The sequence below is a fragment of the Tistrella mobilis KA081020-065 genome, from assembly GCF_000264455.2.
Taxonomy (GTDB): domain Bacteria; phylum Pseudomonadota; class Alphaproteobacteria; order Tistrellales; family Tistrellaceae; genus Tistrella; species Tistrella mobilis.
Map to the genome: position 1 here is coordinate 157,835 of NC_017956.1, position 13,484 is coordinate 171,318.

The following is a 13,484-nucleotide window of genomic DNA, read 5'->3' on the forward strand; positions in this document are numbered from 1 at the left end:
TTGTTTCAAACAAATATTGCGTTATGCGTGCAATTGAAACAACTCAAAGGGGAAGGTCAGCGATCGCTGCCACGGGCCAGATCCGGCGGAGATGTGTCGTCGTCAAGGCCGTCATGCGGCTGTCCGGCCCGGCCTTCTCCACCAGGGAGCCAGCGCCGCACGGCTGCCACCAGGTCGTCACGCCGGAAGGGTTTCGAGAGATGATCATCCATGCCCGCTGCGCGACAGATTTCCGCGGCTTCCCGGCCGGCGTTCGCCGTCAGCGCCAGGATCGGGGTGCGACCCCGCGGCCCCTCGAGGGACCGGATGCGACGAGTGGCTTCCAGTCCGCTCAGGCCCGGCATCTGTACGTCCATCAGGATCAGATCGTAATCCTGGCTGGTTGCCGCTTCGACTGCGGCATTGCCCTCGCTCACGCTGTCAACCGTATAGCCGGCCCGTTGCAGAGCACGAGCGGTCAGCATCTGGTTCATGGCGTTGTCCTCGGCAAGCAGGATGCGGATGGCGGGGTCGGCGGGTAACGCATCCGTGTCGGCATGTCGGGGCATGGTCTCCGGTCCTGGATATCGTCGGGGCGGGATCCTGGAAGGCTCGGGAGCCAACAGGGGATGAGCACTGGCCAGACTGCGCGGCGAAGGCAGGACCGCCGGAAGTTCGAACCAGAAGCGGCTGCCCTCTCCGGCAACGCTGTCGCAACCGATGCGCCCACCAAGGAGTTCGGTCAGGCGCCGGACGATCGCCAGCCCGAGGCCGGCGCCCCGCGCCATGGCAGCCGCCTGATCCGCGCCGGCCTGATAATATTCCTCGAACAGCAGTCGGGTCTGCTCGGGCGGGATGCCGACGCCGGTATCGATCACGTCGATCCGCAAGACGGGTGCTCCTCCCGACGACGCCGCCAGCAGATCAAGAGAGAGCGTGATCCGGCCGGTGTCGGTGAATTTCACCGCATTGCCGGTCAGGTTCACCAGGATCTGGCGCAACCGCCGCTGATCCCCCATCAGCCGCGGAGGGACCGCCGGCCCCGCCTCCACGGTAATCTCCAATCCCTTGCGCCGGGCCTGGGGGTCATACATCGCCTTCACGTCGCGGGCGAGGGCAACGGGGTCGAAGGGTTTGGGATCGACCGCCAGTTTTCCTGCCTCGATCCGCGACAGATCCAACACGTCGTCGAGCAGGTCGAGCAGCAGTTCCGAGGCCCGGCGCATGATTTGCGCCAGACCGGCCTGTTCGGGATCGAGATCGGTGTCTTCCAGGAAGTGCAGGGCGTTCAGGATTGCGTTCAGCGGGTTGCGGATCTCGTGGGACACCGTCGCCAGAAAGCGCGACCGCGCCTCTGCAGCGCCGATGGCCCGCTCCCGCGCATCTTCCAGCGCGTCCTGCATGCGACGGCGATCGGTGACGTCGGTGTAGATGGTCAGTGTGCCACCATCGTCGACCGGCAGGCGGATCAGCTCCAGCCGGCGGCCGTCGGGGCGGACATGTTCCACCGGTTGCCCGAGCAGCGCCGGATCGCGCATCCGGGCGAGCCAGGCTTCTGCCAGCCGTTCCGGATCGCCGGGGCCGAATTCGCCGCGACGGGCGACGAACCGGACCAGTTCGGTCATCGGGTTGCCGGGTCGGGCAATGCCGCTTGGGATTTCAAGTAACTCCTGAAAGCGACGATTGACCACCACGATGTCGAGGGCGCGGTCCACCAGCATCAGCCCCTGTTCCATCGCATCGACGGTCAGGCGCAGCACCTCGGTCTGGCGGGCCAGTTCGCGCTCGGCGGCGCGTCTGGTCGTGACGTCGGTGAAGGTCATCACCAGCCCGCCGCCGGGAAAGGGCGCGCTCGCCATCTCCAAGACCGTCCCGTCGGGCCGCCGGCGTTCCCAGCTTTGCGGCCAGGGCCGGCGCAGCGCCGAAAGCCGCCGCGTCACCTCGGTGAAGGCTGATCCGGCGCCGAATTCTCCACGCCGGGCCATCAGGTGCATCAGCTGTTCGAAATCAGCCAGAGGCGGGCAGTCCTCGGCCATCAGGCCGTTCATCTCCAGGAAGCGCCGATTGTGGAGCACCACACGGAATTCCGCGTCGAGCAGGCACAGCCCCTGACGCATGCTGTCCAGCGTGGTCGAGAGCAAACGGGAATTCTCGGTGGCGGCCCGGTCGGCGGCGACCCGTTCGCCGACATCGCGCAGGCTGGCGTGGAATTCGGCGGGGGCACCTGTACGCGGGTCGCGGATCATCCGGGCCCCGGCCTCGACCCAGACGGGGCGCCCCGTCGCGTGGCGCATGCGCAGGGTCGCCCGATCGCGACCATGCTCGACAAGCGCGGTCATGTGGGCGGCAAGCACGTCGGCATCCTCGGTCGCGACCAGGTCGGCGAGACGCCGGCCGATCAGCCGGTCGGGCTCCAGCCCCAAAAGGGGCTGCGACGCCGGAGAGGCGTAGAGGATGGTACCTTCCGGATCCTGACGCAGGATCAGGTCCCCGGCATTCTCGGCCAGCAGCCGGTAGCGCCATTCGCTGTCGCGCAGCGCCGCATCGATCTGGCGTGCTTCGGTGACGTCTTCATAGATCGCGACCGAGCCGCCATCGGCCATGGGATTGTGGGTGATACGAACTACCCGCCCCTGGGCAGAGGTTTCGGTCAGCGTGGCGGTTTCGCGCATCCGGGCAAGGGTCAGCCGCTTTTCGATCCGCTCCGGTCGCGTTGTCTCGGCCACCTCGTAAAGCGCCTGTTCCGCAATTCTGGCAAGTGGTGTACCCGGCCGTGTCAGCTCTTCGGGAACCCCCATCAGCCCGGCATAGCGTCGATTGCAGGCAACGAGCACCAGGTCCCGGTCGAAGATCGCAATCCCATGGCCAAGCGCTGCGAAGGCCCCGTCCAGCAGCCGGCCACGATCGGCCGCTTCAGCCGTGCGGGCGGCGACTTCTCCTTCAAGATCACGGGTGTGGCGATCAAGAGCGGCGCGCATGTGCTCGATGCCGTCTGCCAGTTCGACGATCTCCCGCGCGCCGCCGACGGCAGGTACTTCCCGGATCGTGTTGCCGCCGCCAAGCTCCGCCACCGCCGCATGCAGCCGGGCGATCGGCACCACGATGCGCCGGCGGATCAAAAGCAGCATGACGGAGAGCACCGCTGCTGCCACCGCCAGCAGGATCAGATCGGCTATGCGAGCCTCCGCCCAGGCCGCGCGGATATCGGCGAGTGACAGGCCTGCGGCGACGGCCAGCGGCCGCCCCGGGACATCGGCAAGACCATAAAGACGCGTCACGCCGTCATCGGGATCGACGATCGCGCGGTCTGGTGCGATGCGCGTCGGGTCGGTCCAGGCACGGCCGAGGCCGGCAGGATTGCGGGGGCCGGTCACGCTTCCGGCCGCACGTCCGGTTGGGGCTCCACCGTCCGGTACGCTGCCGAGCTTGCGGCCGTCGGTATCGAGCAGCAGCAGGCGGCCGCCGGGGCCGACATCGACTGAACGGTAGACCTGAATAAAGTAGGCGGGATCGACCGCGGCGGCCACGACCCCCAGAAGCCTGTTGTCGATCGTCCGGATCGCGCGGGCTGCCGGGACGTACCATTTGCCGGTCAGGACTCCCTCGACCGGCTGATCGATGATCAGCCCGTCGGCGCCGGCCGCGGCCCGGGCGAAATAGGTCCGATCGGTCGCTGTCAGCTCCGGTGCCGGCCAGTCATGGGTCACCTGCACGATCCGGCCGGCCGGATCGATCAGCCAGAGTGCCCGGATCTGCGGCGTCTCGTCGGCGATGTGGCGCAGCCGGTCGAACCAGAGTTTGTCCTGACGATCCGGCAGCCGGTTCTCATTGCGGATCTGATCGGCGATGCGGGCAACCTCGATGTCGACGGCATCCATGGCCCGGGCGGCATGCTCGGCCAGAAGCAGCGCCAGTCCGGTTGCGCGGCGGCCGGCCTCGGTCTTCGCAGTCTCGTAGGATCGCCAGGCCAGACCTGCCGCGACCACGGTCAGCAGCGCGCCCAGCGCCAGGGCAGCGATGGTGAGCGATCGGGCAAGGGCGGCGGGTCGATCCTGGTGCATGAACCCCGGGGCGGACGAGCGTGCAACTGGAAAAAACGTCGATCTGCGCGCAGAGGGCGCGCCACATGCGGGATCATCGCGCGCCAGGGCGGTTTCCGTCAAACCGCATCGGATGAGTCATTGGGCACCGGAACCGACGGAAGCCGTAACGCCCTGTGCAAACAGGGGCTTGACCCGTGCGCGCTTCATCACGATATCTGACGCGAGCACGGGTGATCGATGTCGCCCGTACCGAGGTTACGGAGCACGGCCATGCAGATCCCACCCACCGCCGCTTTCCTGAACGCGCAGACCGTGGCGCCGACCCAGGTCGCAGGCTATGCCGACCCGCGTGGCACGCAGACCGTCGAGGCGGTGCCTGCCGCCGGCAAGGCGGAAAACCCGGCCGACCGTCAGCCCCCGCCGCCCCAGGCCAGCGGGCGCGGCAGCGTGCTCGACATCACCGTCTGAACGTCGTCCCGTCGAGATGTCCTTCCCACCGCCGGTTCCGCAGGGGCCGGCGGTGTTTTTGTGGCATGCATCCCTGTTTTCGTGTGGGTGACCATGCCCATGCCCGGTCTGCGTGCATCGGGCGCCGATGGATCGCCGGGTGCGCTTGACCCGCTGCGCAGGCCATGGGCATCCTTGTGCCAGCGCGCATACGGCCGGTCAGCCGCCGTGGGAGATGGCGGTTGTCCCCGTGTCGGCCGCACGCGAAAAAGACGAGGGACCGCGGCGCGGGGACGCTGCCGCGCCACAACGACACCAGGGAAGGGCGTCTTTCCATGACCATGATCACCCGCCGCCGGACCACGCGGATCGCGGCATCGCTTGCCGGGCTCGCCATTGCGGGCCTCGCCGCCGGCACCAGCCTTGCGGCCGAGGAGAAGTCCGTGGCGATCACCCAGATCGTCGAGCATCCGGCGCTGGATGCCACCCGCCAGGGCGTGCAGGATGCGCTGAAGGCGGCCGGCTGGGAGGTCGGCAAGAACCTGACATGGGACTATCAGAACGCGCAGGGCAATGTCGCGACCGCGGCCCAGATCGCCCGCAAATTCGTGGGTGAGCAGCCGGATGCGATCGTCGCCATCGCGACGCCGTCGGCCCAGGCGGTTGCGGCGGCCACCCGCGACATTCCGGTCGTGTTCTCGGCCGTGACCGATCCGGTCGGTGCCAAGCTGGTGAGCAGCATGGAGAAGCCGGGCGGCAACGTCACCGGCGTCTCGGACCTGTCGCCGATGGACGAACATCTGAAGCTGATCACCCGGATCACCCCCAACGTGAAGCGTCTGGGCGTGATCTACAATCCGGGTGAGGCGAATGCGGTGGCCCTGGTCGACCTGGTGGAGAAGACCGCCGGCCAGTTCGGCATGACGGTCGAGAAGGCCGCCTCGCCCAAGTCGAGCGACGTGCTCACCGCCGCCCGGTCGCTGGTCGGCAAGGTCGACGCGATCTATGTGCCGACCGACAACACCGTGGTCTCGGCGATCGAGAGCGTGGTGAAGGTCGGCCAGGATGCCGACATTCCGGTCTATGCCGGTGACACCAACTCGGTCGGCCGTGGCGCGATCGCGGCGGTCGGCTTCAACTACTACGACGTCGGCGTCCAGACCGGCGAGATGGTCGCCAAGATCCTGGCGGGCGCCAAGCCCGGCGACATTCCGGCCTCGACCGTCTCCAAGCTCGAGCTTTACCTGAATCCGGGTTCGGCCAAGGAGATGGGCGTCACCATCCCCGAGGCGGTGATCGCCGACGCCAAGGAAGTGGTGAAGTGATCTGACGGCCGGTTCGGGTCGCAGGCTGCAGGATGCCGCCCGGTTCGCCGGGCGGCATTTTTGCTGGGGCATCCGCATTGTCCCTGCCGGATCGGTCTTCGCGAAATAGTTTCATTCGTTCTACACTTCTGATATGGACTTGCGATCCGCTTGCGGCACGGGGGGTGATCCGCTACCACTGCCCCGTCACCCTGGCGGCACGACTGCCGAGCCGTCGGGGGAGACGGCGGCCGGCGGCATCAGAGGCCCGCGGCACGGCCGCAACGGGCCCTTCGGACCTGTGGGGATCACACGCGGCCCGGGCTTCGGAGACAGGCCCGGCGGACGCGGCAGACGGGAACGCAACCGACATGCTGCACGCATGCCTTCCGGCGCAGGGCTGCGCCGGGCGCCTCGGGGGAGGGGCGCGATGAGCCTGATCGCCTGGATGGGTGCGATCGAGACCGGCTTCGTCTACGCCCTGGTGGCGCTCGGGGTCTTTCTCTCCTTCCGCATCCTGGATTTTCCGGATCTGACCGTCGACGGCAGCTTTCCGCTGGGGGCCGCGGTCGCCGCCACTGCGATCGTCGGCGGCTGGGATCCCTTCCTGTCGACGGCCCTTGCCTTCGTCGCGGGCTGCATCGCGGGCAGCATCACGGCCTGGCTGAATGTCCGGCTCAAGATCCTGAACCTGCTCGCCTCGATTCTGATGATGATCGCACTCTATTCGATCAATCTCCGGATCATGGGCCGGCCCAATGTGGCGCTGCTGGGCGAACGGACCGTGCTGACCCCGTTCGAGGGTCTGGGTCTGCCGTTTTATCTGCTCACGCCCCTGGTTTTCGCCGTGGTGGTGATCGCGGCGATGATCCTGCTGATCCGTTTTCTGAACAGCGAGATGGGGCTCGCCATGCGGGCGACCGGCGCCAATGCGCGCATGGCCCGCGCCCAGGGCATCAACACCGCCGCGATGACGTTGCTCGGCATGGCCCTGTCCAACGGCCTGGTCGCCATCGGCGGCGCGCTCTTCGCCCAGTCCCAGGGCAGTGCCGATGTCACCATGGGTGTCGGCACCATCGTGGTGGGCCTGGCCTCGGTGATCGGCGGCGAGGCGGTGATGTCGACCCGCACCATCGCCCGGGCGATCATCGCCTGCCTGGTCGGCGCCATTCTCTATCGCGTTGCGGTGGCGCTGGCCTTGAATGCCGGCTTCCTGGGCCTGACCGCCTCGGACCTCAATCTGGTGACCGCCGTGCTGGTCGCCGCCGCCATGGTGCTGCCGCGGGTGCTGGCCCAGCGGCGGCGCAAGGCCGCCTGAGCCGGGAGGGATGATCCGATGATCGAAGCCAAGGGCCTTCAGGTCACCTTCAATCCGGGCACGCCGCTTGAGACGCGGGCGCTGCGCGGGCTCGACCTCACCATCGGCGAGGGTGAATTCGTCTGTGTGATCGGCTCCAACGGTGCCGGCAAGTCGACCTTCCTGAACGCGCTGTCGGGCGAAATCGGGGTGGATGAGGGCCGGATCGTGATCGACGGCACCGACGTCACCCGCTGGCCGGCACGGCGTCGCGCCGGGCTGATGGCGCGGGTGTTCCAGGATCCGATGGCCGGCACCTGCGAGAAGCTGTCGATCGAAGAGAACATGGCGCTCGCCTTCTCCCGCGGGGCCAATCGCGGGCTGGGGGCCGCCGTGCGCGCCGATCGCCGCGACCGCTTTCGCGCGGCGCTGAAGCGGCTCGACCTCGGCCTCGACAAGCGGCTGGGGGATCGCATGGGGCTGCTCTCGGGCGGTCAGCGTCAGGCGGTCAGTCTGCTGATGGCGACGCTTCAGCCGATGAAGATCCTGCTGCTGGACGAGCACACCGCAGCGCTGGATCCGCGCACGGCGGATTTCGTGCTTCAGCTCACCCGCGATATTGTCGACGAAGGCCGGCTGACCACGCTGATGGTCACCCACAGCATGAAGCAGGCGCTGGATTTCGGCACACGCACGGTAATGCTGCACGAAGGGCGGGTGGTGTTCGACGTGTCGGGGGAACAGCGTCAGGGTCTGCAGGTCGAAGATCTGCTGGCCATGTTCAAGCGCGTGCGCGGCGAGGAACTGGCCGACGACGCGCTGCTGCTCGGCTGATCGCCGGCCGACACGATGACCGGTGGCGGGGCTTGCCCGGCCCCGCCCGGGCTGTCACTCTGATCGGACCCGATTGCACCCGCCATCCGCCCGGAGGTTCCCGGCCTTGGACTATTGCTCGTCCTGCGGCGGCCGCGTCACCCTGCGCATCCCCCAGGGCGACAGCCGGCCGCGCCACGTCTGCACCCAATGCGGCATGATCCACTACCAGAACCCGAATATGGTGGTGGGGGCGGTCTGTATGTGGGAAGACCGCATCCTGCTCGCCCGGAGGGCGATCGCCCCCCGTGAAGGCTTCTGGACGATCCCGGCCGGGTTCCTCGAGAACGGCGAAAGCACGGCCGACGGCGCCCTGCGCGAGGTGTTCGAGGAAGCCGGCGCCCGCGCCGAGATCGAGCGTCTGCTTGCGGTCTATGACATCCCCGAAATCCATCAGGTCCAGATCTTCTACCTGGCCCGGATGACGCGGGCCGAAATTTCGGCCGGCATCGAAAGCCTTGAGGTCGGCCTGTTCACCTGGGACGAGATCCCCTGGGGCGAACTCGCCTTCCCCACGGTCAAGGCGATCCTGAAGGACTGGCAGCGCCTGCACCAGGGCGATGCCGTTTCCCGCCGGGACTTCTGGCGTCCCAGACCGCCGGAACCCGAGCGGAAACCCGAGCTGGTGCCCGAGACGGAGTCGCCACCGGCGCAGGCCTGACCTCGCCCGACCTCCGGCGAGCCAACGCCGCTTCCGACAGTGTCTGAAGCGAACGTCATATCAAATCGGGGGCGGCACGCCCTCGGCTCTGGCAGGTGAGACAAATCCCGCGCATGATCCATATCGGAGAAGCGTCCGGCCAAGACCGGATGCCCCGGATCATCCGCAGAGGAAACGTCCCAATGTCTCTCAGCTTCAAGCGGTGGCTCGCCGCCGGGGTGGCCGCGGCCGCACTGGTGCCGGGCCTGGCGGCAGCGCAGAGCGCGCCGGTCGCCGAATGGCAGCTCGACACCATCATTCAGCCCTCGCCGTTCCGCGGTGTGCACGGTCTGGCGGTCGCCCCCGACGGCGAAGTGCTCGGCGGCAGCGTGGTCGGCCAGCAGATCATCGGCGTCGACCCGGTCAGCGGCAAGGCCCGGGTGATCGTCGACCGGCCCGCCGGCCAGGCCGACGATCTGGTGATCGCGCCCGACGGCCGCATCGTCTGGACGGCTTTCCTGTCCGGCGAGGTCCGGGCCATCTCGGGCGATGCGCTTCAGGGCAAGGCGGCACCGGTGCAGGTGCTGGCGACGGGCCTTCCCGGCATCAACTCACTCGACTTCGATGACGGCGGCCGGCTCTACGCGACCCGGGTGTTCCTGGGCGATGCGCTATACGAGATCGACCCGACCGGGGCGACGCCGGCAAAGCAGCTCCTGGAAGGCATGGGCGGGCTCAACGGCTTCGAGATCCGCGGTCGCACGCTCACCGGACCGCTCTGGTTCAAGGGCAAGCTTGCCCGGGTGAACCTGGACGATCCGAAAGTCGAGGCCTTTGCCGAAGGCTTCAAGGTGCCGGCTGCGGCCAATCTGGAAGCCGATGGCAAGGTGGTGGCACTCGATACCGTCACGGGCGAGGTCAAGCGCGTCGACCCGATGACGGGCGCGGCCACCGTGATCACAAAGCTCAATCCGGCGCTCGATAACCTCGCCATCGGCGAGGACGGCACGATCTATGTCTCGAACATGGCGGAGGGGGCGATCTTCCAGATCGACCCGAAGACCGGCGGGACGCATACGATCATCAAGGGCGATCTGGCGGTGCCGGGCGGTCTGGTGGCCGTTCCCAAGGCCGGCGGCGGCTCGACACTGCACCTGGCCGATCTCTTCGCCTATCGCACCATCGACGGGGCGACAGGCAAGGTGACCGACGTCGCGCGTGCCTATGCGAGCAATCTCGAAAACCCGATGAATGCCAATTACGACGGCGGCCGGATCCTGCTGACCAGCTGGTTTGCGGGCGGGGTGCAGATGTTCGATCCCGCGACCGGTGCCGAGCTTGGCCATGTCAACAAGCTGGCCGCGCCCATGGATGCGCTGATGGCGGATGACGGCCATCTGCTGGTCCTGACCGCCGGCGGAACCATCCACAAGGCAGCGCTGGACGGCAGTGCGGCCCCGGCTGATCAGAAGCCGGTGGTGGAGCATCTGGTCATGCCGACCCGCATGATCTGGTCGGGGCCCGATCACAGATCGGTCTATGTGGCCGAAACCGGTGCCGGCCGGATTGTCGAAGTGCCGGTCGACGGTCAGGCGCTTCGGGTCGTCGTGGGCGATCTGAAGGCCCCCGAGGGCCTTGCCCGCCTGCCCGATGGCCGACTGGTGACCGTGGAAACCGGCACGGGGCAGGTGCTGGCCTTCGATCCTGAAACGGCGAAGGGCGAACTGATTTCGACCGGCCTCAAGGGCCGGGTCGGGCTGGAAGGGACCGCCGGCATGCCGCCGGCCTATATCCCGACCGGGATCGCGGTGGATGATGCCGGCCGCATCTGGGTGGCGGGCGACCGCGACGGCAGCCTGATGCGCCTCAGCCCGCGCTGAGCGGCAAGAAACTCACCCCTGGCCGCCGGTGTCGCCACCGGTGGCCAGGGTGTGACGCTGGATCAGCGGCACCTGCGAGATGCTGAACAGCAGCGTCAGCGGCATGATGCCGAACAGCTTGAAGCCGACCCAGAAATCGGTGGAGAAATTCCGCCAGACCACCTCGTTGATCACCGCCAGCAGCAGGAAGAACAGGCCCCAGTTGCGGGTGATCTTCAGCCAGCCCTGATGGTCCAGAAGGAAGGCCCAACCGACCAGCGGCTTGAGCAGCGGCCGCCCGAGCGCCAGACCGCCCAGCAGGATGACACCGAACAGCGTGTTGACCACGGTCGGCTTGATCTTGATGAACAGCTCGTCGTCGAAGATCAGCGCCAGCCCGCCGAAGCCCAGCACGAACACGCCCGAGACCAGCGGCAGGATCGGCACCCGCCGCTCGCGCACCCACGAGACGGTGAGCGCAATGGCGGTAGCAGCCATCCAGCCGGCGGTGCCGGTCATCAGGCCGAATTTCGCATTCAGCACGAAGAACACCACCAGCGGCCCGGCTTCGAGCGCCAGACGCATCAAGCCGGTGCCGGCATCGGCCGGGCGTTGCTCCGTGGGGCGGGCTTCGATGCCCTCGTTCGGCTTGTCGGTCATCGGGTCAGGTCTCCAGTCCGACGAGGGCGCGGGCGAAGGCCCGGGCCTCGAAGGGCTTCAGGTCATCAATGCCTTCTCCGACGCCCACCGCATGGACCGGCAGGCCGAAGCGGTCTGCCAGCGCCACCAGCACGCCGCCCTTGGCGGTTCCGTCCAGCTTGGTCAGCACCAGGCCGGTCAGGGGCACCATCGACTTGAAGGTTTCCACCTGATTGATCGCGTTCTGGCCGGTGGTCGCATCCAGCGCCAGCACGATCTCGTGCGGTGCCTCGGGGTCGACCTTGCCGATCACGCGGACGATCTTCTGCAACTCGGCCATCAGCCCGGCCTTATTGTGCAGCCGGCCGGCGGTGTCGATGAACACCAGATCCATGCCGTCTCGGCGGCCGCGCTCTACCGCGTCGAAGGCGAGGCCCGCCGCATCGGCGCCGGTTTCACGCTTCAGCACCGGCACGCCGGCGCGCTGACCCCAGACTTCCAGCTGTTCCACGGCAGCCGCACGGAAGGTGTCGCCGGCGGCAAGCAGCACCCTGCGGCGCTGGGCGACGGCGGCGGACGAGAGCTTGCCGAGCGTGGTGGTCTTGCCCGTGCCGTTGACGCCCACCATGACCACGACCCGCGGGCCCGAGGCGGCCGGGGCGAAGTTCAGCGGCTGCGCCACCGGCTCCAGGATCTTGGCGATCTCGTCCGCCAGCAGAGCCTTGATCTCGTCCAGCCCCAGATCCTGACCATAGCGGCCCTTGGCAAGGCCGGCGGTGACCTTCGCCGCCGTCGCCGGGCCCAGATCTGCCTGGATCAGCAGCTCTTCCAGCTCTTCCAGCGTCTCGGCGTCGAGCTTGCGCTTGGTGAAGATGCCGACCAGACCGTCGCCGATGCGGCTGCTGGTCTTCTTCAGCCCGGCCCGAAGGCGGGACAGCCAGCCGCCTTTGCTCGTCTGCTCCTCGCTCAAGCGGTCGCCCTCCCTGCGGCGTCGATACGGGGGTGGTCATGGGTGCGGCTGTGGTCGGCCGCATGATGCGGCAGGATCACGCCCGCCAGGGTTTCGTCGTCGGCTGCGGTGATCCGGGCGGTCACGATCCCCCCGACCAACGCCGGATCGACCGGTGTCGCCAGACGCACGAGGGCGAAACCTTCGCTGCGGCCGGTATCCGGGGTCTCGAGCAGGACCGGCAGCTCGGCGCCGATCTGGGTCTTGAGCCAGCCGCGAAGCCCGGCAGCGCCGGCCTCACGCAGGGCCCGCGCCCGTTCGCGGCGCACGGCTACCGGCACCTGGGGCATGCGCGCGGCCGGGGTGCCGGTGCGGGCGGAATAGGGGAAGACGTGCAGATGCACCAGCCCCATCTCCTCCACCAGCTTCAGGCTGTTGGCGAACATCTCGTCGGTTTCGGTCGGGAAGCCGGCGATCAGGTCGGCGCCGAAGACGACATCGGGACGGATGCGGCGCACGGCCTCGGCGAAGGCGATCGCCTGGGCCCGGTTGTGCCGGCGCTTCATCCGCTTCAGAACCATGTCGTCGCCGGCCTGGAGCGAGAGATGCAGATGCGGCATCAGCCGTGGCTCTTCCGCCAGCGCCTGCATCAGATCGGGGTCGATCTCGGCGGAATCGATCGAGGACAGCCGGAGCCTGGGCAGATCGGGCACCAGCTTCAGCACCCGGCGCACCAGATTGCCCAGGCTTGGGCGACCGGGCAGATCGGCGCCGTAAGAGGTGATGTCCACGCCGGTCAGCACGACCTCGGCATAGCCGCGGGCCGCCAGTTCGCGCACCTGGGCCACCACCTCGCCCAGGGGCACCGAGCGGCTGTTGCCGCGACCATAGGGAATGATGCAGAAGGTGCAGCGGTGGTCGCAGCCGTTCTGAACCTGTACGAAGGCCCGGGCACGGCCGTCCAGCCCCTCGACCAGATGGCCGGCGGTTTCACGCACCGCCATGATGTCGTCGACGAAGATCCGGGCGGGTTCGGTCGCGCCCACGAAATCCGGACCCGCCGCCGCGACCGGAGCCGACGGGGCGAGGCGATTGGGTGTGGTGGCGAGGGCGGCGGCGAAGCGGTCGGCCTTCAGCTTGTCCTCGTTGCCGAGGACGGCGTCGACTTCCGGCATATCCGCCCAGGCTTCGGGCCGGATCTGGGCCGCGCAGCCGGTGACGACGATGCGGGCCTCGGGATCCTCGCGCCGTGCCCGGCGGATGGCCTGGCGGGCCTGACGCTCCGCCTCTGCCGTGACCGCGCAGGTGTTGAACACGATCGTCCGCCCGTCCGACGCCCCGTCACGGGCATGGCCGCGCATCACCTCGCTCTCATAGGCATTGAGGCGACAGCCGAAGGTGATGATCCGCAGAGGATCGTCAGTCTGGTCGGACATGAGGGCGGAAAACCGGAT

General features: G+C 68.0%; 10 protein-coding genes. 6 read left to right on the top strand and 4 right to left on the bottom strand.

Features of this window, described 5'->3' with window-relative positions; translation table 11 throughout:
- Positions 1-56: 56 nt before the first annotated feature.
- On the bottom strand, positions 57-4,040 hold the full coding sequence (locus tag TMO_RS28920) for a PAS-domain containing protein (protein WP_014743677.1): 3,984 nt from the start codon (positions 4,038-4,040) through the stop codon (positions 57-59).
- Positions 4,041-4,292: 252 nt separating this feature from the next.
- Between TMO_RS28920 and TMO_RS00825 the strand changes: the two genes are divergently transcribed.
- The 6 genes from TMO_RS00825 to TMO_RS00850 all read left to right on the top strand — a co-directional run bounded on the left by TMO_RS00825 (position 4,293) and on the right by TMO_RS00850 (position 10,463).
- Complete coding sequence (locus TMO_RS00825; protein ID WP_014743678.1) at positions 4,293-4,490, top strand: hypothetical protein; 198 nt, start codon at positions 4,293-4,295, stop codon at positions 4,488-4,490.
- 314 nt (positions 4,491-4,804) lie between these two features.
- Positions 4,805-5,794 (top strand): ABC transporter substrate-binding protein, encoded by a 990-nt coding sequence (locus TMO_RS00830; protein WP_014743679.1) that lies wholly within the window; start codon positions 4,805-4,807, stop codon positions 5,792-5,794.
- A gap of 409 nt (positions 5,795-6,203) precedes the next feature.
- A complete protein-coding gene (locus tag TMO_RS00835) occupies positions 6,204-7,091 on the top strand; it encodes an ABC transporter permease (RefSeq protein ID WP_014743680.1) in 888 nt (295 codons plus the stop codon).
- A gap of 18 nt (positions 7,092-7,109) precedes the next feature.
- Positions 7,110-7,904: an ABC transporter ATP-binding protein gene (locus TMO_RS00840; protein WP_014743681.1), complete on the top strand. Its 795-nt coding sequence runs from the start codon at positions 7,110-7,112 to the stop codon at positions 7,902-7,904.
- Positions 7,905-8,010: 106 nt separating this feature from the next.
- Positions 8,011-8,604, top strand: coding sequence for an NUDIX hydrolase (locus tag TMO_RS00845; protein ID WP_014743682.1), 594 nt, complete (start codon positions 8,011-8,013; stop codon positions 8,602-8,604).
- A gap of 182 nt (positions 8,605-8,786) precedes the next feature.
- Positions 8,787-10,463, top strand: coding sequence for an NHL repeat-containing protein (locus tag TMO_RS00850; RefSeq protein ID WP_014743683.1), 1,677 nt, complete (start codon positions 8,787-8,789; stop codon positions 10,461-10,463).
- Positions 10,464-10,475: 12 nt separating this feature from the next.
- On the opposite strand, the gene TMO_RS00855 is transcribed toward TMO_RS00850, so the two are convergent.
- From TMO_RS00855 to mtaB, 3 genes are read right to left on the bottom strand one after another with little or no spacing between them, the layout of a single operon-like run.
- Positions 10,476-11,102 (bottom strand): septation protein A, encoded by a 627-nt coding sequence (locus tag TMO_RS00855; RefSeq protein ID WP_014743684.1) that lies wholly within the window; start codon positions 11,100-11,102, stop codon positions 10,476-10,478.
- Positions 11,103-11,106: 4 nt separating this feature from the next.
- Positions 11,107-12,051, bottom strand: coding sequence for a signal recognition particle-docking protein FtsY (gene ftsY, locus TMO_RS00860; protein ID WP_014743685.1), 945 nt, complete (start codon positions 12,049-12,051; stop codon positions 11,107-11,109).
- Positions 12,048-13,466 carry a tRNA (N(6)-L-threonylcarbamoyladenosine(37)-C(2))-methylthiotransferase MtaB gene (gene mtaB, locus TMO_RS00865; RefSeq protein WP_014743686.1) on the bottom strand — a complete coding sequence of 473 codons (1,419 nt, stop codon included), beginning with the start codon at positions 13,464-13,466 and terminating at the stop codon, positions 12,048-12,050. Before mtaB ends, ftsY begins: the two co-directional genes overlap by 4 nt.
- Between the last annotated feature and the right edge of the window lie 18 nt (positions 13,467-13,484).